A 26753-nucleotide genomic window follows, 5' to 3' on the forward strand; every position below is an offset into this window, starting at 1 on the left:
CAGCACATCCGTGAACACGTTCGCCGGCATCCGTCCCTCCCCTACCCTCCCCTCCCCTCCCGTCCCGTCTTCTCCCGTCTTCTCCCCGAAGGACTTGTCATGGCAACGGTGCCAACCTCGCTCCGCACCATCGCGGGCAACCTGTGCCTGGGCTCGGCCCCCGACTCCTGGGGCGTCTGGTTCCCCGAGGACGACCAGCAGGTCCCGTACACGCGCTTCCTCGACGAGCTGGCCGCGGCGGGGTACGAGTGGCTGGAGCTCGGCCCGTACGGCTACCTCCCCACCGACCCGCAGCGGCTGGCGGAGGAACTCCGGGCGCGCGGCCTCAAGGTCTCCGGCGGCACCGCCTTCGGCGCGCTGCACCGGCCCGGCGCATGGGACGGGATGCTCGCGCACGTCCGGCAGGTGGCGGAGCTGACCGCCGCCGCGGGCGCCCAGCACCTGGTCCTCATCCCGCCCATGTACCGGGACGAGAAGACCGGCGCGTTCACCGAGTCGCCGGAGCTGACCGCCGAGCAGTGGGCCGGCTTCGGCAAGGCCGCCGACCGGCTCGGCAAGCTGCTGCTCGACGAGTACGACATACGGCTCGTGATCCATCCGCACGCCGACAGCCACGTACAGACCCAGCCGGAGATCGAGCGGCTGCTCAACGAGTCCGACTCCCGCTGGACGAACCTCTGCCTGGACACCGGGCACGTCGCCTACGGCGGCGGCGACAACGTCGACCTGATCCGGCGCTTCGGCGAGCGTGTCGGGTACGTCCACATCAAGCAGATGGACCCCGGGATCCTCGGCCAGGTCGCCGCGGAGAACCTGTCGTTCGGCGAGGCCGTCAAGCGAGGCGTGTGCGTGTCACCGCCCGCCGGCGTGCCGAATCCGGCCGACGTGGTGGCCGAACTCGCGCAGCTGGACGCCGAGTTGTTCGTGATCGTCGAGCAGGACCTGTACCCCTGCGCACCCGACGTACCGCTCCCGATCGCCGTGAGTACCCGTGAGCACCTGGCGGGCTGCGGCCTGTCGGGTACCCGGCGCCCGGCGCCCACGACTCTCGACCGGTGAGGAGAGCGCCCATGGACGTCAGGGACGACGACGCGACGCAGACCCCCGCCCCTCTCACGGACGACGCTCCGCCCGCGGTGTCCCGCAGGCTGCGGCTCATCACCGTCATCGCCACCTTCGGCGGACTGCTCTTCGGCTACGACACCGGTGTCATCAACGGCGCCCTGCCGTACATGACCGAAGACCTCGGCCTGACCGCGGTCACCGAGGGCATGGTCACCAGCTCGCTGCTCCTCGGTGCCGCGCTCGGCGCGGTGGCCGGCGGCCGGCTGTCGGACGCGCGCGGACGGCGCCGTACGATCCTCACCCTCGCGGTGCTGTTCTTCGTCGGCGCGCTCGGCTGCACGCTGGCACCCACGACCGCCGTCATGGTCGTCGCCCGGTTCGTACTCGGCCTCGCTGTGGGCGGTGCCTCGGTGACGGTGCCGGTCTACCTCGCGGAGGTCTCCCCCGCCGAGCGGCGCGGCGCGCTGGTCACCCGTAACGAACTCATGATCGTCAGCGGCCAGTTGCTGGCGTTCACCTCCAACGCGATCATCGCGCGGGTGGGCGGGGAGTCCGGCGGGGTGTGGCGCTGGATGCTGGTGATCGCCACCCTCCCGGCCGTCGTGCTCTGGTTCGGCATGCTCGTCATGCCGGAGAGCCCGCGCTGGCTCGCCTCCCGGACCCGCTTCGGCGAGGCCCTGGAGGTTCTCAAGCAGGTCAGGTCCCGGCAACGGGCCGAGGCGGAACTCGCGGAGGTGTCCGCGCTCGCCGTCAAGGAGGAGCAGGAGAAGCTCGGCGGCTGGCAGGACATGAAGGCCACGCCGTGGATCCGCAAGCTGATGTTCGTCGGCTTCGGCATCGCGATCGTGCAGCAGATCACCGGCGTCAACACGATCATGTACTACGGCACCCAGATCCTCACCGACGCCGGATTCGCCGCCGACAGCGCGCTGACCGCCAACATCGCCAACGGCGTGATCTCGGTGCTGGCCACCTTCGTCGGCATCTGGCTGCTCGGCCGGGTCAACCGCCGGCCCATGCTGATGGCCGGTCAGATGGGTACCACCGCCGCCCTGTTGCTGATCGGCGTCTGCTCCCTCGCGCTGCCCTCCGGCGACGGCCGCGCCTATGCCGTGCTCGCCATGACCGTCACCTTCCTCGCCTTCCAGCAGGGCGCGATCTCACCGGTGACCTGGCTGATGCTGTCGGAGATCTTCCCGATGCGGATGCGCGGCTTCGGTATGGGTGTCGCGGCCGTGGTGCTGTGGCTGACCAACTTCGTGATCGGGCTGGTCTTCCCGTCGCTGGTCTCCGGCATCGGGATCTCCAACACCTTCTTCCTGTTCGTGGTGGCGGGTCTCTTCTCGCTCACCTTCGTCAAGCTCTACGTCCCCGAGACGAAGGGCCGCTCGCTCGAAACCCTCGAAGCCGAACTCCGGGCGCGCTACTCCTAGTTAGGACAGAGAACCATGACTGTACGTGTAGGCGTCATCGGCGCCGGCTGGATCGGCAAGGAGCACATCCGGCGCCTGACCGACACCGTCACCGGCGCCCGTGTCACCGCGGTCACCGACATCGACGCCGTACGCGCCGAGGAGGCGGCGGCACCGGTCGGCGCCCGAGTGCTGCCCGACGGCGCAGCCGTGGTCGCGGCCGAGGACGTGGACGCCGTCCTCGTGACGTCCTGGGGCCCGACCCACGCCGAGCACGTGCTGAACGCGATCGCCGCCGGAAAGCCGGTGTTCTGCGAGAAGCCCCTGGCCACCAACGCCGAGGACTGCCTCAGGATCGTCGAGGCCGAGACCGCCCACGGCCGCCGCCTGGTCCAGGTCGGCTTCATGCGCCGCTACGACACCGGTTACCGGCAGATGAAGCAGGTCGTCGACTCCGGCCGGATCGGCGAGCCCCTGATCGTGCACTGCGCCCACCGCAACCCGACCGTCCCGGAGTCCTACACCTCCGGCATGGCCGCCCTGGACACGGCCGTGCACGAGGTGGATGTGCTGCGCTGGCTACTGGACGACGAGATCGTCTCCACGCAGGTGGTCACCCCGCGTGCCACGAGCAAGCGGTTCGCGCACCTCAAGGACCCGCAGATCATGCTCTTCGAGACCGCCAAGGGCGTCCGCATCGACCTGGAGGTCTTCGTCAACTGCCAGTACGGCTACGACATCCAGTGCGAGGCGGTGGGTGAGGACGGCCTCGTCCGGCTCCCCGACCCCGCCGCGGTCGGCGTGCGCACCGCCGCTCAGCACAGCACCGAGGTGCTCACGGACTGGGTGGGCCGCTTCTCCGCGGCCTTCGACACCGAGTTCCGCGAGTGGATCGCGGGCATCGCCGCGGGCGACGAGCCCACCGGGCCCTCCGCCTGGGACGGCTACGCCGCCACCGTCATCACCGCCGCGACCGTCGAGGCCCTGGAGTCGGGCCGCGTCGTCGCCACCGACCTCAAGCCCCGTCCCGCCTTCTACGGAGGTGCCGCGTGAAAATCGCCCTCGACCCGTACATGCTCCGCACGCTTCCCATCGACGAGATGGTGCGCACGGTCGCCGAACTCGGCTACGAACACATCGAGTTGTCGCCCCGCGACGACTTCATGCCGTTCTTCCTGCATCCGCGCGCCGACGACGAGCGGATCGCCGGGCTGAAGAACTCCCTGCGCACCCACGGCGTCCAGCTGTCCTCCGTGCTGCCGCTGTACAAGTGGTCCTCGCCCGACGAGACCGAGCGACAGGCCGCCGTCCGCTACTGGAAGCGGATGATCGAGATCACCGCCGAGCTCGAATGTCCGCTGATGAACTCGGAGTTCAACGGCCGCCCGGAGCGCGCCGCCGAGAGCGAGGCGGCCTTCTGGCGCTCGCTGGAGGAACTGCTCCCGGTGTTCGAGCGCGAAGGCATCGCTCTGAACCTGGAGGCGCACCCGGACGACTTCTGCGAGGAGAACATCCCCGCGGTCGACCTGGTCCGCGCGATCAACAAGCCCTGGGTGAACTACCTCTACTGCGCCCCGCACTCCTTCCACCTCTCGGGCGCGGACCCGACGGCGGACATCGCGGCGATGATGCGCTACGCCGGCGACAAGCTCCAGCATGTGCACATCGCGGACTCCTTCAACCACAAGGGCTCGTCCGGCCTGCGCTACATCCTCAACCCGCCCGGCACCCCGGCCCGGATCCACCAGCACCTGGACATCGGGCAGGGCGAGGTCGACTGGGACGCGTTCTTCGGCACACTGCGCGAGCTGAACTTCGACGGCGTGGCCACGGCCTGCGTCTTCGCCTGGGAAGAGCGGGCCGTGGAGTCCTCGGCGTTCATGCTGGACCGCATCCGCAAGGAGCTTGCCGCGTAAGCGGTACAGGAGTCAGCGGTGCAGAAGTCGGCGGCGCAGGGGTTCAGGCCGCCTTGAGCGCGAGCGGCAAGGCGCTGAGGCCGCTGAGGAAGTTGGAGTAGACGGGCTTCGCGGGGCCGGTCTGCTCCAGCTCCGCCACCAGATCGCGCAGGCCGGTCAGTACGGCGCCGATCTCCGCCCGTGCCAGATAGGCGCCGAGGCAGAAGTGGGGGCCGTAGGCGAAGGTCACGTGCTTGTTGGGCGTGCGGTCCAGGCGCAGTTCGCCGGGGGTGTCGAAAATCCGCTCGTCGCGGTTGGCGGAGGCGTTCCAGACGGTCACGATCTCTCCCGCCCGCACCGCATGCCCGCCGACCTCGGCGTCGGTCGTGGCGGTGCGTCCGGAGTGCAGGGCGGGGGTGGTCCAGCGCAGGATCTCCTCGACGGCGGTGTCGATGCCGGCGTCGCCCCGTTTGAGGGCCTGCCACTGGTCGGGGTGGTCCAGCAGGGCGAGGGCGGCGCCGACCATGGACAGGCGGGCCGTCTCGTCTCCGCCGAGGATCAGGCTGTAGCAGTTGAGCATGATCTCGTCGTCGTCCAGCGGCAGCCCGTTCACCTCGCTGCCCGCGAGCAGCGCGATGACGTCCGCGTGGCCGCTGTCGCGCCGGTCGCGGGCGAGGTTGGCGAAGTAGAGCAGGATCTCGTTCTTGGCGATCCAGGCGTCCGCCGCCGTACTGTCCGCCTCGTGCGAGCCCAACGCGGAGGACGTCAGGCTCAGCACGTAGGCCCGGTCCCGGTCGGGCACGCCTAGCAGGTCGCAGATCGCGCCGAGGGGTATGCCCGCCGCCACGTCGGCGGCGAAGTCGCAGGTGCCCCTCTCCAGCGCGTCCTCCAGCAGCCGTGTCACGGTGCGCCGCACGCTCTCCACGATCGGCTCCAGGGCCCGTGGCGAGAACGCGGACATCAGGAGGCGGCGCAGCCCCGTGTGCTTCGCCCCGTCGGTGATGGCGAGCATGCGCCCGGCCGCGGTGTCGCCGCCGGCGAGCAGGGTCTCCAGGACGTTGCCGCCCTCGGAGGTGAAGCGTGTGCTGTCCCGGTACACGGAGGTGACGTCGGCATGCCGGGACACCACCCAGAAGCCCGGGGCGGTGTCGGTCGCCGGGTTCCAGTGGACCGGCCGATGCTCCCTCAAGTGGCGCCACACGGCGGACAGGTCACTCTCGGCGTGCAGCCGCGGATCGGCCAGATTCAGCGTGTCGAGCTCTTCCGGCGCGATCGTCCGCCGTGTGGTCATCCCGTTTTCCTCCCGTTTCCGCTGTTCCCTATGCGCCCATGGCCCGGATGAGGCTCTTGGGACGCATGTCGGTCCAGTGCTCCTCAACGTAGTCCAGGCAGGACTGCCGGCTCGCGGCACCGTGCACGACGGTCCAGCCGGCCGGTACGTCGGCGAAGGCGGGCCACAGGGAGTGCTGGCCCTCGTCGTTGACGAGGACGTAGTGCTCAAGCGTGTCGTCGTCGAAGGGGTTGGTGCTCATGCGGGGTTCCTCCTGTGGGTGGGGTCGGGTGCGGCGGTGCGCAGTTGTCGGGCGAGCCGGGGGCCGATCAGGTCCAGCGGTCCCGGGCGGGTCATCTCACCATGGGTGCAGGGGATGTCGTGAGAGTGGACGCGCCCTCGCACGTACGGCTGCCAGGCCGTGTGCCGGTCCGGGTGCGCGTCGGGATCCCGGGCGGCGGAGAAGAGCAGCAGGTCGCCGTCGTACGGCAGGGGGTCGAACTCCTCCAGCAGGCGCCGGTTGTTCGCCGTCACCTCGACCAGGGCCGCGAGTTCGGCATCGTCGAGGCTGCCGGGGAGGTCGGGTACGCGGCGCACGAGCTCGGCGAACCGACGGTCCGTCAGTTCGTCGTCCTGCGCGGGGACTTCTCGTCCGAGGATGGCGAGGAGACCTCGGAGCACCGCGGGCCGGTCGGTGGGGCGCGGGCCCTGACTCGTCCACGCGCCGGGGAAGGAGTCGAGCAGGGCCAGCAGCGCGACCCGCTCCCCCGCCGCCTGCAGCGTCGTGGCGACGGCGTGGGCGACGAGGCCGCCCATGGAGTAGCCGAGCAGGTGGTACGGGCCCGCGGGCTGGATCTCGCGGATCCGCGCCGTGTGTGCGGCGACCGTCTCGGCGAGGCTCTCCGACCGCTTCTCCCCCGGCACCAGACCACGGGACTGAAGTCCGTACAGCGGGCGGTCGGTGTCGAGATGCCGGGTCAGCCCGGCGAAGCCCCAGGCCAGGCCGGAGGCCGGCGGGAGGCAGAAGAGCGGCTCGCGGTCGCCGCGGGTGCGCAGGGGCAGCAGAGGGCCGAGAGCGGCCGTTCCGCCGCCGGTGCCCGTCTCCCGGTCCGGGCCGCCGGTCGTCCGGCGGGCCAGCGCGGCCACGGTCGGTGTCTCGAACACGGCCGGCACGGGGAGTTCGACGGCGAGCTCGGTCCGGATCCGGGTGGTCAGCCTGGGGACCAGGAGGGAGTGTCCGCCGAGGTCGAAGAAGCTGTCGTGGACGCCGACCCGGGCCGGGTCGAGGCCGAGGACGTCGGCGACGAGCGCGCGCAGCTTCTCCTCGCGCTCGGTGCGCGGGGCGCTGCGGGCGGGGGCCGGGGTGCCGGGGGCGGGCAGGGCGGTGCGGTCCAGTTTGCCGCTGGCGGTGAGCGGCAGTGCGTCGAGGACGACGATCGCCGAGGGGACCATGTGGGCGGGCAGGTGCCGGGCCAGGTGCGCCTTCAGTACGTCCGTCTCGGCGGCCCCTCGCGCGGCCGGTACGGCGTACGCGATCAGTTGCTTCTCGCCGCGCGCGTCCTCGTGCACGGTCGCCGCCGCCTTGGTCACGGACGGATGGGCGGCCAACTCCGCTTCGATCTCGCCGAGTTCGACGCGGAAGCCGCGGACCTTCACCTGGTGGTCGGCCCGGCCCAGGAAACGCAGCTGTCCGTCGGGGTCGCGCACCGCCAGATCGCCCGTGCGGTACATGCGCTCCCCCGGCCCGCCGTACGGGTCGGCCACGAAGCGCTGCCCGGTCAGGCCGGGTCGGCCGAGGTAGCCGCGGGCGGGTCCGCCGCCCGCGATGTACAGCTCCCCCGTCATTCCGTCGGGCACCGGCTGAAGGGCCTGGTCAAGGAGGCGGAGGCGGTTGCGGGCGAGCGGGCCGCCCAGGGGCGGCGAACCGTTCTTGGGGTGGGGGTCGAGGTCGGACTGCCAGGCGGTCGCGTAGATGGTGGCTTCGGTGGGTCCGTAGAAGTTGACGATCCGGGCCTCGGGGAAGGCTCTTTGAAGGTCGGCGAGGAGTCGTTCGGGGATGGGCTCGCCGCCGAGCGCGACGACTCGGGGAGAGATGGCGGGCCGGTCGGCGACGACCGTGGCCATGACCGAGGGCACCCCGCTGACGAGGGTCGCGTCCCGGCCGCCCGACGTGGTGAGCGCCAGCAGGTTCTCGACGATCTCGATACGGCCCCCGCACAGCAGCGGGGAGAAGATCTCGAACACGGACACGTCGAAGTTGAGCGAGGTGGAGAGCAGCACCCTGGACAGCCGCTCGGGTCCGAACGCGTCGTGCGTCCACTCGACGAACTCGACGATGCCGCCGTGGGTCTCCGCGACGCCTTTGGGGCGACCGGTGGAGCCGGAGGTGTAGATGACGCAGGCCAGGGCGTCGGGGGACAACGCCGGTGAGGCGGAAGGCATTTGATGGTGCGTTGCGTCGCCCGTGAAGACGGGCGTTTCCCCGGGCAGTACCCCGGCTGTCTCCTCCGTGGCGAGGACGACCACCGGCCGGGCGTCCCCGACGATGTACGCGAGGCGCTCGCGCGGATAGGCGGGGTCGAGCGGGAGATAGGCGGCTCCGGACTTCAGGACGCCGAGGACGGCGACGACCAGGTCCGCCGTGCGGGGCAGCGCGATACCGACGACCCGCTCGGGCCCGGCGCCCAGGGCCGCCAACCGCCGGGCCAACCGTGCCGCCCGGTCGTCGAGTTCGCGGTACGTCAGCCGGACCTCGCCGTCCAGCACGGCCTCCGCGTCCGGCGTGGCCGCGACCTGGGCCGCCCACAGGTCGGTGAGGGTGCGGGTCGCCGGGGCGGGGGACGGGCCGGGGTGCTCCTCGTGCCGCGCGAGTGCGACGCGACCGAGCGGGAGGTCGGGGTCGGCCGCCATGGCCTCCAGGAGGCGTACGAGACGGTCGAGGGTGGCGTGGGCCCAGTCGGCGTCGAAGAGGTCGGGGCGGTAGGCGAGTCGGAAGCGCGGGCGGGGCCCCGGCACCGCCACCAGGGTCACGGGGTAGTGGGTCGCGTCGCGTCCGCCCGTGCCCACGACCCGCATACGGCCGGCGTCGTCCGACTGCTGCCGGTCCATCGGGTAGTTCTCGAACACGACGAGTGTGTCGAAGAGTTCGGACGTGCCGGCCGCGCGCTGGATGTCGGCGAGGCCGAGGTGGTGGTGGTCGAGCAGGCGGACGTATCCCTCCTGGACCCGGCGCAGCAGTCCGGCCAGGGGTTCGTCGGGGCGGAGGCGTATCCGCGTGGGAATGGTGTTGATGAACAGGCCGACCATCGACTCGACGCCCGGCAGTTCGGCGGGGCGCCCGGAGACGGTGGCGCCGAACACGATGTCGTCGCGGCCTGTCATCCGGCTGAGCAGGATCGCCCAGGCACTCTGGACCAGGGTGTTCACGGTGACGCCGAGGCGGGCGGCCAGCGCGGAGAGGGCCGTGCCGGTCTCCTGGGAGAGCTCGGTGCGGGCCTGTGCCAGGTCGCCGGAACCCCGGCCGTCCGGGGCGTGCGGGGCGAGGCGGGTGGGTTCCGTGACTCCGGCCAGCGCCTCCCGCCAGGCGGTCTCGGCGGCCGTACGGTCCCGGGCGGCCAGCCAGTCCAGGAAGGTGCGGTAGGGCGGGGCGGGCGGCAGCGCGGTGGGGTCGCCGTCGGCCTCGTACAGGGCGAGGAGTTCGCGCAGCAGGACGGAGACCGACCAGCCGTCGAGCAGGATGTGGTGGTGGGTGAGGAGCAGGCGGTGCCGTCGCTCGCCGGTGCGGGCCAGGGTGCAGCGGATCAGCGGGGGCGTGGCCGGGTCGAAGCCGCGGGCCAGGTCCTCGTCCAGCAGGTGGGCCCACTCCTGCTCGGTGTCGATGCCGGGGCCGGTCAGTTCGGCCTCGGTCCATGGCAGGGTCGCCCGGCGCGGCACGACCTGGACCGGCTGGCCTGCGCGGCGGCGCCGGAAGGCCGCCCGGAGCGTGGGGTGTCGGTCCAGCAGGGCCTGGGCGGCTGTGCGGAGCCGGTCGGGGTCCACGGTGCCGTCGAGTTCGAAGACCAACTGGACCAGGTAGACGTCCCGGGCGTCTCGGGCGTTCCGCTCGTGCTCGTACAGGGCGTGGAAGAGCAGACCTTCCTGGAGGGGGGTCAGGGGGAGGACGTCGATCTGCGCGGGCTGGGTGGTCATGTGCTGTGCTGTCCTTCTGGTCGGGCTAGCCGTCGAGGCCCGCGGCGAGTTCGTCGAGTTCGTCCAGCGAGAGCTCGTCGTCGGTCGGCGGCACGGCCCGCGCGCCGGAGGCGGCCCGCTCGGCGAGCGCGGCGAGCGCCACGAACCAGGCGTCCGCCAGGTCCCGTACCTCCGCCTCGGTCAGCACCCCGTCGGCCCAGGACCAGTCGGCCACCAGCCGGGGCCCGTCGTCGGAGTCCTGGACGACGGCGTTGAGGTCGAGGGCGTGCGCGGCGCCGAGGCCGGGGTCGACGCCGCCGCCGAGCGCGGACGACTCGGGGGCGAAGGTCCACTCGCCCGTGTTGTCGGGTGCGGTGAACCGGCCCAGGTAGTTGAAGCCGATCTCCGGGGCGGGGTGTTCGGCGAGGCCGGGTGCCGTCTCGGGGTTGAGGTGGCGCAGGAGGCCGAACCCGGCGCCGTGGTCGGGCAGTTCGCGCAGCCGCTCACCGATGCGCCGGGCCGCCGTCTCGGCGGCGGGGCCCGCGGTGAGGGCGTCGGGGAGATCGATGCCGTCCAGGTCGAGGTGGACCGGGTAGAGGGAGGTGAACCAGCCGACGGTGCGCGACAGGTCGAGGCCGGGCGCCAGTTCCTCGCGTCCGTGTCCCTCGATGTCGACGAGGACGTGCGGGGCGCCCTGCCGGTCGGCGACGGCCAGGGCGAGGCCGGTGAGCAGGACGTCCTGGGTGCCGGTGCCGAACGCGGACGGGACGGTCGTGAGCAGCGGCGCGGTCGCCTCGGGTGGCAGGGTGCGGCGCAGCGAGCGGGTGGTCGCGGCGGTGTCCCGGGCGGGGTCGAGCGGACGGGTGCCGAGCGCGGTGCGAGGGGCGGCGAGCATGCGGCGCCACAGCGCGGCCTCGGCGACCCGGGCGGGCCTGCGCGCCTCCTCGCCGAGGAGCGCGGACCAGCGGCGGAACGACGTGCCGACCGGCGGCAGCTTCGGCACCCGCCCCGCGGATACCGCCGACCACGCGGCTTCGAGGTCGGGTACGAGGATCCGCCAGGACACCCCGTCCACGGCCAGGTGATGCACGACGAGCAGCAGGCGCCCGGCGCGCTCCGGTCCGGGGTCGAACCACACCGCCCGCGCCATCGCCCCGGCAGCCGGATCGAGCAGCCCCACGGCCCGCTCGAACTCCTCCCTCACCGCCGAGTCGAGGTCACCACCGGCGCCGTCCCGCGCGTCCCGCACGTCCCGTCGGTCGAGCAGCTCGGCGGCGCGCAGGCGGCCGGCCGGGCCGACGTCGAGTTCACCGGACGCGGTGAGACGGGACCGCAGCATGTCGTGGTGGTCGATCAGGGCCTGCAACGCCTCGGTCAGGCGCGGCAGTTCGGCGCCCGCCGGGACGGTCAGGAGGACGGACTGGCTGAGCCGGTCGATGGGCCCGCCGCGCTCCAGCAGCCACCGCATCACGGGGGTGAGCGGCAGGGCGCCGACTCCGTCGTCCTCGGCGCGGGCTGCCCCCACCGGGCCCCGGGCCACCGCCGCGAGCCCGCTGACGGTCTGATGCTCGAAGACGTCCCGCGGGCTGATCACCACACCCGCCTCAGCCGCCCGGCTCACCAACCGAATCGACGAGATGCTGTCCCCGCCCAGCGCGAAGAAGCCCCGGTCGAACGGAACTTCCGACAGCTTCAGCAGATCACGGAAGAGCTCGGCGAGTACCTGCTCGGCAGGTGACGCGGCGGACTTGCCGGTGGGCGGCGCGGCCGGCGCGGGGACGGGCAGGGGCAGGGCCTTGCGGTCGAGCTTGCCGTTGGGGGTCAGCGGCAGTGCGTCGAGGACGACCACGGCCGACGGCACCATGTAGTCGGGCAGTGCCTGCTCGGCGTGCTGCCGCAGCGTCGCCGGTTCCGGGGGCGATGCGGGGGCTTCCGGTACGACGTACGCGACCAGGCGTCGCTCTCCGGGCTCGTCCTCCCGTACGACGACGGCGACGTGCCCGACCTGCGGGTGCCGGGACAGTACGGCCTCGATCTCGCCCGGCTCGATGCGGAAGCCGCGGATCTTGACCTGGTCGTCGGCCCGGCCCGCGTACTCCAGCTCCCCGTCGGCCGACCAGCGCGCCAAGTCGCCCGTGCGGTACATGCGTTCACCCGGGCCAGCGAACGGGTCCGCCACGAACCGCCCGGCCGTCAGGCCCGGCCGGCCCAGATAGCCGCGCGCCACACCCACGCCCGCGAGATACAACTCGCCCACCACACCCGGCGGGACCGGTCGCAGCCAGGCGTCCAGCACATGGGCTCGGGTCCCGGTGACCGGGCGGCCGATGGGCGGCGCCTCGTCGCCGGAGAGGGGCACGCTGATCGTGGCGCACACCGTCGACTCGGTCGGACCGTAGGCGTTGGCCATGCGCCGGCCCGGGGACCAGCGGGCGACCAGCTCTCCCGGGCATGCTTCGGCACCGACGACCAGGGTGCGCAGTTCGGGGAGGTCGCTCGCGGGCAGTGTCGCGAGGGCGGCGGGCGGGATGAGGGCGTGGGTGATCGACTCGTCCGTCAGGATCCGCTGGAGCGGCGCGCCGACCAGTGGGCCGGCCTCGGGCGGGACCACCAGCGTCCCGCCCGAAGCGAACGCCATGAGCAGTTCCATCACCGAGGCGTCGAATCCGGGCGCGGAGAACTGCAGCACCCGGGACGCCGCGTCGAGGCCGAAGCGCTCGATCTGGGTCCGGGCGAGGGCGGCGAGGCCCCGGTTCCCGACGACGACGCCCTTCGGCACACCCGTCGAGCCGGAGGTGTAGATGACGTACGCGGCCTGGTCCGGGTGATACGTGTCCGGAATCTCGCCCGGTGCGCCGTCCGGGGCGATGTCGTCGAGGACATACGCCGGCCGGGCGTCGTCGAGCATGAAGTCGATGCGCTCACGCGGCAGCCCGGGGTCCACCGGCAGAAACGCGGCACCGGTCAGCGCCACGGCCAGGATCGCGACGATCCGGTCCACGGAGCGCGGCAGCACCACCGCCACCACGTCACCCGGGCCGATGCCGCGCCCGGTGAGCAGGCGGGCCAACCGATCGGCACGCGCGTCCAGTTCGGCGTACGACAGCTGGTTGAGGGCGGGGGCTTCGGGCGTCCGGCGCACCTGCTGACGGAACAGCTCGGCCACGGACGCGGCAGGCGGCTCGGTCTGCGTACCGTTTCCCTCGGTCCGCGTACCGTTCCACTCGTCGAGGCGCCGCACTTCCTCGGCGTCCAGGAGGTCGATGTCGCCGAGGCGCCGGTCGGGGTGCGCGGCGACGGTGGACAGGACCCGGACGAGTCGGTGGACGAGGTGCTGGGCGGTGCCGGGGTCGAACAGGTCGGTGCTGTACTCGGCGACGCCGTCGATGCCCGCCGCGGAGCCGTCGGCGTGGCGGTGCTCGGTGAGGTACAGGGACAGGTCGAAGCGGGCGGCACCCGTCTCGACCGGCTCGCGGGCGACGCGGAGTCCGGGCAAGGAGAGGGCGGGCTCGGTGGTGTGGCCGGTGAAAGCCAGCATGACCTGGAAGAGGGGGTGGCGGGCGAGGGAGCGTTCGGGGCTGATCGCGTCCACGAGGAGGTCGAACGGCACGTCCTGGTGGGCGTAGGCGGACAGGTCGAAGTCCCGGGTGCGGTTCAGGAGTTCGCGGAAGGTGGGGTTGCCGGAGGTGTCGGTACGCAGGGTGAGGCTGTTGACGAAGAAGCCGACGAGGTCGTCGAGCCTGTCGTCGGTCCGTCCCGCGACGGGCGTGCCGACGGGGATGTCGGTGCCAGAGCCGAGCCGGGTCAGCAGCGCGGCGAGCCCGGCCTGGAGCACCATGAACAGGGTGACGCGTGAGGAGGCGGCGAGATCGGCGAGGCCGGCGTGCAGGTCGGCGTCGAGGGTGAGGGCGACACGGCCGCCTCGGCCGCTGGGTTCGGCGGGCCTGGGACGGTCGGCGGGGAGGGGGAGTTCCTCCGGAGCACCGCTCAACGACTGCTTCCAGAACTCGATCTGACGCGACATCAGGCTGTCCGCCGCGCCCTCCGGTCCGAGCAGGTCACGCTGCCAGCAGGCGAAGTCGGCGTAGCTGACCGGCAGTTGGGGCCATTGCGGGGCGTGACCCGCGCACCGTGCCGCATACGCCGTCTCCAGGTCGCGCATCAGCGGTGCCATGGACCAGCCGTCCACCGCGATGTGGTGGGCGAGGAGCAGCAGGACGTGGGTGTCGGGTGCGAGGCGGTACAGGGTCGCGCGCAGGGGGAGGTCGGTGGCGAGGGCGAAGCGGTGTCCGGCCGACCCGGTGAGCAGGGCGGGGAGTTCGGCCTCGGTGGCGGGGACGACCGGCAGGGGCGGCCGTGTCCCGTCCGGGGGCAGGATCCGCTGGTGCGGGGTGCCCTGGACGTCCGGGTACAGCGTGCGCAGCGGCTCGTGGCGGGCCACGACGTCACCGAGGGCCGCCCGCAGTGCCTCGTGGTCGAGCGGGCCGGTGACGCGCAGCGCCCATGGCACGGTGTAGGTGGTGTGTCCGCCGTCGAGGCGGCTCATGAACCACAGGCGCTGCTGGGCGTACGACAGCGGCAGCGGGCCGGGACGCCGGTCCCGGCGGGCGAGTTCGGGGCGTCGCTCGTCCTGGACGTCGCTCGCACGGGCCGCGAGTCCGGCGGGGCTCGGGGCCTCGAAGACCGCCCGTACGGGCAGTGCGGTGCCGAGCACGGCCCTGATCCGGTCGACCAGTCGCATGGCGAGCAGGGAGTCACCGCCGAGGGCGAAGAAGCCGTCGTCGGCGCCGACCTGGTGCGGGTCGAGGCCGAGGACGTCCGCGAACAGACCGCACAGGATCTCCTGCTGCGGGGTGCGCGGCGCGCGCCCGGCCCCCGTCGCGGAACCCGACGCGGGGGTGGGGGCGGGCAGGGCGGCGCGGTCGAGCTTGCCGTTGGCGGTCAGCGGCAGTCGGTCCAGGACGACGACGGCCGAGGGCACCATGTGGTCCGGCAGCGACCGGGCCGCGTGCCGGCGCAGTTCCGTGGGGTCGAGGACGGTGGGGTCGGTGTCGGCGACGACGTGGGCGACCAGGCGCCCGTCCCGGACGAGAACGACCGCCTGTGCGACGTCGGGGTGATCGGCGAGCGCCGCCTCCACCTCACCGAGTTCGATGCGGAAGCCGCGGATCTTGACCTGGTCGTCGGCCCGGCCCGCGTACTCCAGGTCCCCGTCGGCCGACCAGCGCGCCAAGTCGCCCGTGCGGTACATGCGTTCACCCGGGCCAGCGAACGGGTCCGCCACGAACCGCCCGGCCGTCAAGCCCGGCCGGCCGAGATAGCCGCGCGCCACACCCGCGCCGGCCACGTACAACTCGCCTGTCACGCCCGGCGGTACGAGGCGCAGGGCACCGTCCAGGACGTAGGCGCGCAGGTCGGGAATGGTCCGGCCGATCCCGTCCGGCCTGCCCGGCGTCAGCGGGAGTCCGGTGACATGGACGGTGGTCTCCGTGATCCCGTACATGTTCACCAGGACGGGGGCGCCGTGCGGGTGCCGTGTGTACCACTCGGCCACCAGGGCGGGGTCGAGTGCCTCGCCGCCGAAGACGACGTACCGCAGGGTCAGGTCGTCGGGGACGCCGACGCGCAGCAGTTCCCCGAAGGCCGACGGCGTCTGGTTCAGCACCGTGACCCGTTCGCGGGCGAGCAGCCGCAGGAACGCCTCCGGTTCACGGCTGACCTCGAACGGCACGACCACGAGCGTGCCGCCGTGCAGCAGCGCTCCCCACAGCTCCCAGACGGAGAAGTCGAAGGCGTAGGAGTGGAACAGCGTCCACACGTCGTCGGGACCGAAGTCGAACCAGTGCCGGGTCGACTCGAACAGTCGGACCACGTTCCGGTGCGGTACGGCGACGCCCTTGGGCTGTCCCGTGGAGCCGGACGTGTAGATGACGTAGGCGAGGTGATCGCCCGTCACGTGCGGGGTGACGGGGACCGCTTCGGGGATCGGTTCGTCGAGTGTGAGCACCGGGACCTGCGAGGCGGGCAGGTCGGCCGCCCTCTCGCCGGTCGTCAGGAGCAGGACCGGTGCCGCGTCGGCCAACATGAAGGCCAGGCGGTCCGCCGGATACTCGGGGTCCATCGGCAGGTACGCGGCGCCGGTCCGGAGCACCGCGAGGATGGCCACCACCAGCTCGGCGGAGCGGGGCAGCGCGAGCGCCACCAGTCGTTCGGGGCCCGCGCCGTGTGCCGCGAGCACCCGGGCCAGGCGCTCGGCACGGGCGTCGAGTTCGGCGTAGGTGAGGCGGGTGCCGTCGTGCACCACGGCGGTGGCACCCGGGGTGCGGGCAGCCTGGCGCGCGAACAGCTCGGGCAGGGTGGCGGCCTCCCCGGTCTCCCTGGCCGGAACCGGATCCGGAACGGGGACCGCCGCCGGATCCGGAGCCTCGCCGAGCAGTCGCTCCCGCTCCCCCGGCAGCAGGACCTCCACGTCGCTCAGGCGCCGGGACGGGTCCGTGGCCAGGGTTTCGAGGGTGAGGGCGAAGCGGTCGAGGAGGGTGCGCGCGCCGGTCTCGTCGTACAGGTCGGGGCGGTACGACAGCCGCAGGGCGAGGCGTCGGGCGGGCAGGACGGCGAGGGTCAGCGGGTAGTGGGTGGCGTCGCGGCCGGGCAGCTGGGTGACCGGGGAGGAGGCGGCTTTGGGGCTCGCGGCGCCGGGGTGGTTCTCGAAGGCGAGCAGGGTGTCGAAGAGTTCGCCGCCGGTACCGGTGGCCCGCCGGATGTCGGCGAGACCCAGGTGCTGGTGCGTGAGCAGGCCCGTCTGCCGGTCTTGGAGGGCGGTGAGGAGGTCGGCGACGGTTCCGCTGTCGTTCCAGCTCACCCGGGTGGCGACGGTGTTGATGCAGAAGCCGACCATCGTGGCGATGTTCCGCAGCTCGGGCGGGCGGACGGACACCGTCTGCCCGAAGACGACGTCGGTGCGGCCGGTGAGGCGGCCGACCAGCACACCCCAGGCGCCCTGGACGAGAGTGTTGAGGGTGATCCCGAGGGAGCGCGCCGTGGTCTCGGCGGCCCGGGTCAGCTCTTCGGGGAGTTCGACGACGAGTTCGGCCGGCAGGAGGGTCGCGGGGTTGGCGACATCAGCGGTGGCCGGGGCATGTGCGGCGGGAGCGAGGAGGCTGGGCTCGGTCACGCCGTCCAAGGCGTCACGCCAGGCCGCCTCCGCCGCGTCCCGGTCCTGCCGGGCCAGCCAGGCGAGGTAGTCGCGGTAGGCGGGCGCAGCGGGCAGGGACGTCGGGTGCTCGCCCGCGTACAGGGCGCTGAACTCACGTACCAGCAGTTGCTTCGACCAGCCGTCCAGCAGGATGTGATGGTTGGTGACGGCGAGGCGGTACCGGTCGGCGTCGAAGCGGACCAGCAGGTATCGGATGAGCGGGGGTTTCGCCAGGTCGAAACGGCGGGTGCGCTCCTCGTCCAGCAACCGCTCCCATTCCTTGTCCCGCTCGTCCTCGCCGAGCTCCGACAAGTCCGCCTCGGCCCAGGGGAGTTCGACGTCCGTCGGCACGATCTGCACGGGCGCCCCGGTCTCCCGGCGGCGGAAGCAGGCGCGCAGGTTGGGGTGCCGGTCGAGCAGGGCCTGCCCGGCGGCGCGGACGGCCGCCGGGTCCACGGGGCCGGTCAGCTCCAGGATCTGCTGGGCGGCGTAGACATCCGGGCCGTGCTCGTCGTCGTACAGCGCGTGGAAGAGCAGGCCTTCCTGTAGCGGCGACAGGGGCAGGATGTCGGCGATTCCGGACCGCGTCACCGTGGGTTACCTCCACTCGCTTCCGAACTCGGCTTCGAGTTCGTCGATCTCTGCTTGGGACAGGGCCACCAGGGGCAGGTCGGACGGGGTGTGCCCGCCCGCCGGACGGCCGTCGGCCTGAGCGGCCAGTTCCGCGCACCACAGGTCGGCGAGGGCACTGACGTCGCCCTCGGACCAGATGCCGGGGGCCCACGACCAGGTGGCGGTGAGCCTGCCGTCGCCGGTGGTCACGGCGGTGATCTCCAGGCCGTGGGCGACGGGCAGGGCGGGGTCGTGGGCCGCGCCCAGGCCCGGGGGTGTCTCGGGGGCCACCGACCAGTCGGCACCGGCCTCCCGGTTCGTACGGCCCAGATAGTTGAAGCCGATCTCGGGCGCCGGGAGCGCGGCCAGGACCGGGCCGGTGTCGGGGTTGAGGTGCCGGAGCAGTCCGTGTCCGATCCCGTGGTCGGGTACGGACCGCAGCTGCTCCTTGACGCTCTTCAGGACCTGGGCCCGATCGTCCAGGTCCACGTCGGCGAGGTCGAGCCGGGCCGGCACGACGCTGGTGAACCACCCCACCGTGCGTGACAGGTCCACGCCGTCGGTGATCTCCTCCCGACCGTGCCGCTCGATGTCGAGCAGGACGGCCCGGTGGCTCGTCCGGCGGGCGAAGGCGGCGGCCAGCGCGGCGAGCAGCACGTCCTCGGGGCCCGCGTGGAAGGCGGCCGGGACGGTGGTGAGCAGCTCGGCGGTGACGTCGGCGGGGAGTTCCCGGGAGAGGTGGCGCATGGCGCCGACCGTGTCCACCGCCGGGTCGGGCCGTCGGCTGCCGAGGAGTCGCCCGGCGTGCGCGTCAGGGGTGCCCAACCCCCGTTGCCATAGGTCGAGTTCGGCCGCCCGCTCCAGTGCCGCGCGCTCCAGCAGCAGGGCCCACTGCCGGAAGGACGTACCGGGCGGGGGCGGCTCCTCCGCGCGCCAGGCGGCCACCAGGTCGGTGCGGAGGATGTTCCAGGAGACGCCGTCCACGGCGAGGTGATGGATCGTCAGCAGGAGGCGTCCGGATCGGGCGGGTCCGGCGTCGAACCACACGGCTCGCAGCAACTGGCCCTCAGTCGGGTTCAGTTGAGGACCGACCCCGGGGCCGGGCATGGCGTCGGACGAGGGAACCCGCTCCAACAGCGCGCCCGCGTCGACACTGCCCGGCGGCATGATCTCGGCCGTCCAGTCATCAGCGCTCAACCGCGTCCCTGTCCGCATACGTATCCGCATCCGCAGGGCGTCGTGGCGGTCCACGAGGGCCTGGAGCACGCGTGTCAGTCGCTGCTCGTCGGCGTCGGCGGGCGTGACGAGCAGGACGGACTGGCTGAACGAGCCGATCGGACCGCCGCGTTCACGCAACCGGTGCAGGGCCGGGGTGAGGGGCAGCTCACCGAACGCCGGTTCCCGGTCCGGGGGCGGAGTGCCGGGCGCGGGGCGGGCCGCCGCCAGCGCCGCGAGCGCGGCCACGGTCCGCTGCTCGAACACATCACGTGGGGTGAGGCGCAGCCCCGCGGCGAGCGCGCGGCTCACCAGATGGATCGAGGTGATGCTGTCGCCGCCGAGGTCGAAGAAGCCGTCCTCGACGCCCACGTCCGCCACGCCGAGGACCTCGGCGAAGAGTTCCCGGAGCGCCCTCTCCTCCGGGGTGTGCGGCGCGCGGCCCGTACCCGCCGCCGCCGAGGCACGGGCGGGCTCGGGCAGGGCCGCGCGGTCCAGTTTCCCGTTGCCGGTCATCGGCAGGGCGGCCAGCGGCACCAGCGCCTCGGGCAGCATGTGGGCGGGCAGGTGGCGGGCGCAGTGAGCGCTCACGGCCGGGAGGTCGGCCTCGCCGGCGCCGACGACGTACCCGACGAGACGCCGGACACGGCCCGCGTCCTCCTCCCGCACGACCACTGCGGCCTGGATGACGGCCGGATGGGCGGTCAGCACACCCTCGATCTCCCCGGGCTCGATCCTCAGCCCCCGGATCTTGAGCTGGCCGTCGGCACGCCCCCGCAGCTCCAGGGTTCCGTCGGGGCGACGCACGGCGAGGTCGCCGGTGCGGTACATGCGCTCACCGGCGGGCCCGAAGGGGGCGGCGACGAAACGCTCGGCGGTCAGGCCCGGACGATTCCAGTAGCCGCGCGCCACATGGTCGCCGGCCACATACAACTCGCCCTCGACGCCGGCCGGTACCGGGTTCAGGTGTGTGTCGAGCACGTAGGCGCGGGTGTTCCACATGGGCCGGCCGATCGGCACGGGTCCCGTCGGGAGGTCGTCGCCGGGTTCGATGCGGTGATCGGTGCAGCCGACGGTGAGTTCGGTGGGACCGTAGTGGTTGATCAGCCGTACATGCGGGTGCGCACGGCGCCACTCGCGCAGGGCCTCTCCCACGAGTGCCTCGCCACCGAGCATGAACTCCTCGCCGGGCGACAGGTCGTGCGGGAGCGCGGAGAGCAGGGGGAGGTGGCTGGGCGTGGCCTTGAGAAAGCCGTAGCCGCCGGGCAGGGGCGCGGCACCGGCCTCGTGGAAGGCGGCGATGTGCACGCGCCCGCCGGCCGCGAGTGCCCCGTGCAGGGTGGTCACGGTCGCGTCGAACGACATGGTGGCGTGCAGGAGCGAGGCGCCCCGCAGACTCGGGTACGCCTCGACGCACCGGGCCACGTAGGTGGTGAGGTTGCGGTGCTCGACGACGACACCTTTGGGGCGCCCGGTGGTGCCGGAGGTGTAGATCAGGTAGGCGGGGTCGGCGGGCCGGGCGTCGACGAGGGGCAGGCCCGCGTCGGCGTCCTCCGGTACGGCGTCCGGGGATACGACGGGACAGTCCACGGAGTGCGGCCGGTCCCGGGTGATCAGGCACACCGGGGCGGCGTCGGAGAGCACGTAGGCGGTGCGCTCGGCCGGGTGCTCGGGATCCAGCGGCAGATAGGCGGCGCCCGCCTTGAGGACGGCCAGCACGGCGACCGCGAGGTCGACCGAGCGAGGCAGCGAGAAGGCGACGAATCGCCCCGGCCCGGCACCGCACGAGGTCAGCACCCGCGCCAACCGCTCGGCCCGCTCGGCCAATTGCCGATACGTCAGGCGAACGCCGGCGTCCTCGACCGCCACCGCGTCCGGCGTCCGTGCGGCCTGCTCCTCGAACATCCGGGGGAAGGTGGTGTCCGGGATCTCCCGTGCCGTGTCGTTGCACTCGGCGAGCAGCCGGTGCCGTTCGCCGACCGCGAGGATGTCGAGCGCGCCGATCGCCCGGTCCGGGTCGTCGACGGCGGCCCGCAGCAGCCGCTCCAGACGGGCGGCCAGCTCCTCGGCCGTACGGCGGTCGAAGAGGTCGGCGCTGTACTGGAGGACGCCGTCGATGCCATCCGGGGATCCGTCGGCGGTGCGCCGCTCGCCGAGGTTGAAGGTCAGGTCGACCTTCGTCGCTCCGGTCTCGACCGACAGGTTCCGAGCGCGCAGACCCGGCAGGTCGAGGCCCGGGTCGGTGGAGGGCCGGAAGGCGAGCATCACCTGGAAGAGCGGGTGCCGGGCGAGCGAGCGCGGCGGGTTGAGGGCTTCCACCAGGTGCTCGAACGGCAGGTCCTGGTGGGCATAGGCGGCCAGGTCGGTCTCCCGGACCCGGTCCAGCAGCTGGCGGAAGGTCGGGTCGCCGGAGGTGTCGGTGCGCAGCACCAGGTTGTTGAGGAAGCAGCCGACCAGGTCGTCGAGCGTCTCGTCGGCCCGTCCCGCGACCGGGGTGCCGAGCGGGATGTCGGTGCCCGCGCCGAGGCGGGTGAGCAGGGCGGCGAGCCCTGCCTGCACGGCCATGAACACGGTCGTTCCGGTGGCTGCGGCCAGCCCGCGCAGGCGCCGGTGCAGGTCGGCGTCGAGACGCACCGGGATGTCGCCGCCCCGGTGGGTGGCGCGGGCCGGACGGGGGCGGTCGGCGGGGAGGACGAGTTCGTCGGGGAGTCCGGCGAGCGCCTCATGCCAGTGGGCGAGCTGACGGTCCTGGTCGTGTCCCAGGAGGTCCTGTTGCCAGGCGCCGTAGTCGGCGTACTGGAAGGGCAGTGGAGCCCAGTCCGGCTCCCGCCCCGCGGCCCGGGCCCGGTACGCGGTCGCCAGGTCCCGGAGCAGCGGGTCCAGGGACCATCCGTCCGCGGCGATGTGGTGCAGCACGAGGAGGAGTACATGGTCCTCGGGGCCGAGGACGAGGAGGTGCGCGCGGAGCGGGGTCTCGTCGGCGATCCGGAATCCCGCCGACGCCAACTCCAGTAGTGCCTGTGGCAGTTCGGGCTCAAGGACGGCGCCGGTGTGCAGCTCGGGCCGCACGGCATCCAGCACCCGCTGACAGGGGAGCCCGTCCGCGTCGGGGTACACGGTACGCAGGATCTCGTGCCGGGCGACCAGGTCGGCGAGCGCGGCGCGCAGGGCGTCCGCGTCGAGCGGCCCGCCGGTCAGCCGTACGGCGAGGGGGATGTTGTAGGCGGCGCCGGGCCCTTCCAGCCGGTGCAGGAACCACAGCCGCCGCTGGGCGGAGGACAGCGGCGCCTCGGCGTGTGCCGTCCTTCGAGGTCCGGGTCGTGGTCGTACGGCCGTCCCCGCGTGGACCAGCCGGGCGAGCCCGGCCGGTGTGGGTGACCGGAACACGTCGCGCAGGGTCAGCTCGGCGCCGAGCGCGGCGCGGACACGGCCGAGGAGCCGCAGCGCGAGCAGCGAGTGGCCGCCGAGGGCGAAGAAGCCGTCACCGGCTCCCACCTCGGGCAGGCCCAGCACGTCGGCGAACAGTCCGCACAGGACCTCTTCGCAGGGCGTGCGGGCGGCGGCAGCGTCCGCGGGTGCCGAGGCGGCCGTCACGGCCCGCGGGGCCGGCAGCGCGGCCCGGTCGAGTTTCCCGTTGGCCGTCAGCGGCAGTCGCTCCAGGACGACGACGGCCGACGGGACCATGTGGTCGGGCAGCCGGGCGGCGAGGCGGTCACGCAGGGCGTCCGGTGTCGGTGCCGCGCCCTCGGCGGGGACGGCGTACGCCACCATGCGCCGGTCGCCGGGCCGGTCCTCGCGGATGACGGCGACCGCCTGGGCGACGCCGGGGTGTTCGGCCAGGGCCGTCTCGATCTCGCCGAGCTCGATGCGGAAGCCGCGCAGCTTGATCTGTCCGTCGGCGCGGCCGTGGAACTCGAGTTCGCCGTCGGGCGTGAGGCGGACACGGTCGCCGGTGCGGTACATGCGGGCGCCGGGCGGGCCGAGGGGGTCGGGGACGAAGCGCTCGGCGGTCGCGGCCGGTCGGTGCAGGTAGCCGCGCGCCACACCGGGGCCGGCGACGTACAACTCCCCCACCGTGCCCGTGGGGACCGGCCGGAGGGCGCCGTCGAGGACGTGGGCGCGCATGCCGTCCAGCGGACGGCCGACGGGGAGCGGGTCGGGCACGGGAACGCCCGGCGGGCACGGTCGGTACGTGGCGAAGGTGGTCGTCTCGGTCGGGCCGTAGCCGTCGGTGACGGTCAGCCCCGGGCAGGCGGCGAGCACCCGGCGTACGGCGGCGGCCGGGACCGGCTCGCCGCCCGTCCACACCTGACGCAGTCCCGTGAAGCAGCCCGGGTCCTCCTCGGCGGCGAGCCGGAACAGCCCGGCCGTGAGCCACAGCGCCGTCAGTCCGTGCCGTCCCGTCAGGCGCGCCACAGCCACGGCGTCCACGTCCTGCTCAGGGTCGGCGACCACGGCGGTGCCGCCGGTCAGCAGCGGCACCCACAGCTCGTAGGTGGACGCGTCGAAGGCGGTCGGCGAGTGCACCAGCACGCGCGCGTGGGCGCCTCCCTCGAACGCCGCGTCGGTGGCGAGGGCGGTGACGTCGCGGTGGGTGACGGCGACACCCTTCGGGGTGCCGGTGGAGCCGGATGTGTAGCTGACGTAGGCCAGTTGAGCCGGGTGTATCGGAAGTCCGGGGTCGGTGTCCGGCTCGGTGGCGAGCGACGGGTCGGTGACGGTGACGAGGACGGGGCCGTCGTAGGCGTCCGCGGTCGACTCGGCCTCCGCCGGAGCGCCCGCCCCCGCCCCTGCCTCCGTCTCCGGCTCCGTCAGCAGGACCGCCGCACGTGTCTCGGCGAGGATCCGCCGGGTGCGGGCGCCCGGGGCCCGTGGATCGAGGCCGACGTACGCGCCGCCCGCCTTGAGGACGGCCAGCAGCGCGACGACCAGGTGGTCCGAACGGCCCATCAGCACCGCGACGCGGTCCTCCGGGCGGACACCGAGGCCGATCAGCCGGTGGGCGAGGCGGTTGGCGCGGGCGTTCAACTCCCCGTAGGTGATGTCGTGTTCACTCTGGCCGAGGGCGGATCGCAGCGCCGTGCCCGTCGGGTCTGCGGTGACGCGGGCCGCGAACAGGGCGGGCACGCTCACCTCGCCCCGGCTCGGGTCTGCGCCGACAAGTCGTGAGTGCTCTCCGGCAAGGGCCGTCTCGACGCGGCCGACCGGGGTGCCGGGACCGAGCACGGCCCCGGCGAACTGTTCCAGGAAGTGCGTGAACCGCCGGTGGTGGGAGGTGAGTTCGGCGTCCGTGTAGTGCGCGGGGCTCGCGTCGAGGTCGACGCGGATGCCGTGGCCGTCCGCGCGGTCGTACACGTTGAAGGCCAGGTCCTCGATCGGGCCCGTGGAGAGGTTGTGGCGGGTGGTCGGGTGCCCGGCGAAGCGCAACTCCGGCCCGAACGCCATGATGTTGACGACGGGCCCGAAGAACCGCCGCCCGCCCTGTGGCCAGTCCAGCTCCCGCCGCAGGTCCTCGCCGCGCAGCCGCTGGTGGGCCAGCAGTTCGCGGGTGGCCGTCGCGGTCTGGCGTACGAGGTGGAAGGCGGCCGTGTCGGGGCGTACGGACACTCGCAGCGGGAGCACGTTGGATGCCATGCCGGGGGTGGCGAGTTCGGTCTCGCTCTCGCGGGCGGTGACGGCGAGGCCCAGCACGATGTCGCGGGCTCCGGTGAGCCGGTGCAGATAGGCGGCGGTCGCGGCGAGGACGACGCGCGACCAGCGGGTGCCCGCACGCCGGGCGGCGGCGTGGACCAGGTCCCCTGCCGCTTCGGGGAGATGACCCGTGCGGCGCAGGAAGCGGGCGGCGACCTGGGGTGGGCGTGCGGACAGGCCCACGGTGTCGGGGCGGTCGGTGAGAGCGCGGGTCCAGTAGGTCTGGTCCTCGGTGTGTCGTTCACCGGACCGGTAGGCCCCGTCGGCGGCGACCAGTGGGGCGAGCGGCGCGGCGGGCGGGGTGTGCGGGGTGCCGGCGAGCCGGGCGGTGTAGGCGTCGGCGACACGGGCGGCGATGAGGGAGCAGCTGTAGCCGTCGACGGCGATGTGGTGGTAGCGCTGGTACCAGATCCAGTGGGCGTCCCCGAGCTTCAGCAGCGCGTACCGGAAGAGCGGGGGCCGGTCGAGGTCGAACGGCGTGGCGAAGTCGGCGGCCATCCACGACCGGGCGGCCGTCCGGGCGTCGGGCTCGTCCGTGAGGTCGATGACGGGCAGGTCCCAGTCGGGCTCGGCTTCGACGCGCTGGCGCACGGTGTCGTCGTCGGCCGTGAAGCGGACCCGCAGCGTCTCGGTGGCGTCCACGACCTGACCTGTCGCGGCCCGGAAGTGCCGGGGGTCGAGGGGCCCGTGGATCTCGGTGTACTCGCCCACGTTGTAGGCGGCGCCCGCCGGGTCCAGCCGGTGGCCGAACCACATCGAGCGCTGCGCGGCGGAAAGGTCCAGGTCCGGTGCGTCGGTCATCGGCCCTCCGCCACGGCGACGGCGCCGGTCAGCAGGAGGCGCACCTGCTCGGCGACGGACAGGGGACCCGTGTCACGGCCCGGCCAGGGGACGCGCAGCCAGGGTTCGGCGGGGGTCAGCGTGAGGTCGTGGGCCTGGCGGGCGCGGCCGCCGCCGGTGATGTTGAGGAGCACGAGTTCGTCCCGGCGGACCTGTCCGTCCCGGACCGCGTCGGCCAGGGCGGCGAGGGCGACTCCGGCGCCGGGCTCGATGTCGATGCCCTCGATCTCCTCGAAGAGCGCCATGGCGGCGAGCGCGGACTCGTTGTCGGTACATCGGATGGCGCCGCCGCTCTCGGCGAGCACGTCCCGGACGCCGCCGCGGACGGTGAACGGCGGGCGGCGGTTGGTCAGTTCGCGGGCCAGCGGCTCGTGTTCGCGGTGGGCCGGGGCCGGGCCCGCGTCCCGCCAGGCGTCGTACAGCGGCGTGAAGGGGGTGTTCTGGCACATCAGCAGGCGCGGCAGCGGCTCGCCGTCCGCGCGGACGCGGCGCGCCGCCTCATGGGCGCCGATGGCCCCGGTGCCGCTGCCCACGGCCTGGACGTACGTCTCCGGCAGCCGGCCCAGCGCCTCGGCGGCGGCCAGCATGACGGTGCCGAGGCCGTCGCGGCGGCCGACGTTGCGGCAGCCGCCCTCGGCGTGGTGGCCGGGGAGTCGCGCGAGGAGGTCGGCGCAGGCGATGGCGTCGCTGTAGGTGGCGGCGCCGTCGAGGACGACGAGCCGGACGCAGGGGTCGAGCGGGGCCGGGAAGCGCATCCGCTCCAGGGCGGGGGCGGGCACGACGAGCAGACAGGGCACCCGGTGCCGGGTGGCGGCCCAGGCGAAGGCGGCGGCGGTGTTGCCGGCGGAGGGGATCACCAGGACGGGCGGATCGACGGGCAGCCGGCCCAGCACCGTGTACGCCTCCAGGTCCTTGAACGTGCAGGTGGGCAGCTGCGCGCCGCGCTCCGGCCAGTACCCGTTGAAGGCGACCCAGAGCCGGTCGAGGCCGATACGGCGGCCGAGGCGTTCGGCGCGGTGGACGACCGGGCCGGGCACACCGGGGAAGGTCTCCGCCACCGGCAGCAGCGGGGCGTGCCGGAACAGCCCCGTGCTTTCGCCGACACGCGTTCCGGTTCTCTCGTACTCGGTGCGCAAGAATGCCGGTTCGTGCCGACGGGAGCAGTCGAGGAGGAGGCCGTCGTCCTCGTATCGGGTTCCGCATGAGGAACAGACGAGTGTGTAGTGACGTGTTCCCGGGCGTACTCCGGACATGTTCACTTGCCTTCCGCAGTGCCGCGTTTCGCTGATCAATTTGACCCGGCGCTTCGGGAAGGGCGAGCGACGTACGAATTACCTTTTCACGACGCCCGGTTGACAGATAGGAAGCGCTTACCAACCTCTTACCGAGAACGT

General features: G+C 73.1%; 10 protein-coding genes. 4 read left to right on the forward strand and 6 right to left on the reverse strand.

Annotation, left to right across the window (positions count from 1 at the left end):
- Positions 1-99 precede the first annotated feature (99 nt).
- From ADK36_RS31710 to ADK36_RS31725, 4 genes are read left to right on the forward strand one after another with little or no spacing between them, the layout of a single operon-like run.
- Positions 100-1059 (forward strand): TIM barrel protein, encoded by a 960-nt coding sequence (locus ADK36_RS31710; RefSeq protein ID WP_048580747.1) that lies wholly within the window; start codon positions 100-102, stop codon positions 1057-1059.
- 11 nt (positions 1060-1070) lie between these two features.
- A complete protein-coding gene (locus ADK36_RS31715; protein ID WP_048580746.1) occupies positions 1071-2498 on the forward strand; it encodes a sugar porter family MFS transporter in 1428 nt (475 codons plus the stop codon).
- Between the two features lie 15 nt (positions 2499-2513).
- A complete protein-coding gene (locus ADK36_RS31720; RefSeq protein WP_053199957.1) occupies positions 2514-3530 on the forward strand; it encodes a Gfo/Idh/MocA family protein in 1017 nt (338 codons plus the stop codon).
- Entirely contained in the window at positions 3527-4393 is an 867-nt protein-coding gene (locus tag ADK36_RS31725) for a sugar phosphate isomerase/epimerase family protein (RefSeq protein ID WP_053199959.1), read from the forward strand. The genes ADK36_RS31720 and ADK36_RS31725 overlap by 4 nt, the downstream gene beginning before the upstream one ends.
- Positions 4394-4436: 43 nt before the next feature.
- Here ADK36_RS31725 and ADK36_RS31730 read toward each other — a convergent pair whose 3' ends face one another.
- The 6 genes from ADK36_RS31730 to ADK36_RS31755 are packed head-to-tail and all read right to left on the reverse strand — an operon-like array spanning position 4437 to position 26612.
- Positions 4437-5663 carry a cytochrome P450 gene (locus ADK36_RS31730; RefSeq protein WP_048580743.1) on the reverse strand — a complete coding sequence of 409 codons (1227 nt, stop codon included), beginning with the start codon at positions 5661-5663 and terminating at the stop codon, positions 4437-4439.
- A 28-nt stretch (positions 5664-5691) separates the two neighbouring features.
- Positions 5692-5904, reverse strand: coding sequence for an MbtH family protein (locus ADK36_RS31735; RefSeq protein ID WP_048580742.1), 213 nt, complete (start codon positions 5902-5904; stop codon positions 5692-5694).
- Positions 5901-9830 (reverse strand): non-ribosomal peptide synthetase, encoded by a 3930-nt coding sequence (locus tag ADK36_RS31740; protein WP_053199961.1) that lies wholly within the window; start codon positions 9828-9830, stop codon positions 5901-5903. Before ADK36_RS31740 ends, ADK36_RS31735 begins: the two co-directional genes overlap by 4 nt.
- Before the next feature lie 25 nt (positions 9831-9855).
- Positions 9856-17592 carry a non-ribosomal peptide synthetase gene (locus tag ADK36_RS31745; protein WP_053199963.1) on the reverse strand — a complete coding sequence of 2579 codons (7737 nt, stop codon included), beginning with the start codon at positions 17590-17592 and terminating at the stop codon, positions 9856-9858.
- Between the two features lie 6 nt (positions 17593-17598).
- Positions 17599-25320, reverse strand: a complete 7722-nt coding sequence (locus ADK36_RS31750; protein WP_053199965.1) for a non-ribosomal peptide synthetase — start codon at positions 25318-25320, stop codon at positions 17599-17601.
- Positions 25317-26612, reverse strand: coding sequence for a cysteate synthase (locus tag ADK36_RS31755; RefSeq protein ID WP_048580862.1), 1296 nt, complete (start codon positions 26610-26612; stop codon positions 25317-25319). The genes ADK36_RS31750 and ADK36_RS31755 overlap by 4 nt, the downstream gene beginning before the upstream one ends.
- Between the last annotated feature and the right edge of the window lie 141 nt (positions 26613-26753).

The organism is Streptomyces viridochromogenes, assembly GCF_001270495.1.
In the GTDB taxonomy this organism is placed as follows: Bacteria; Actinomycetota; Actinomycetes; order Streptomycetales; family Streptomycetaceae; genus Streptomyces; species Streptomyces viridochromogenes_A.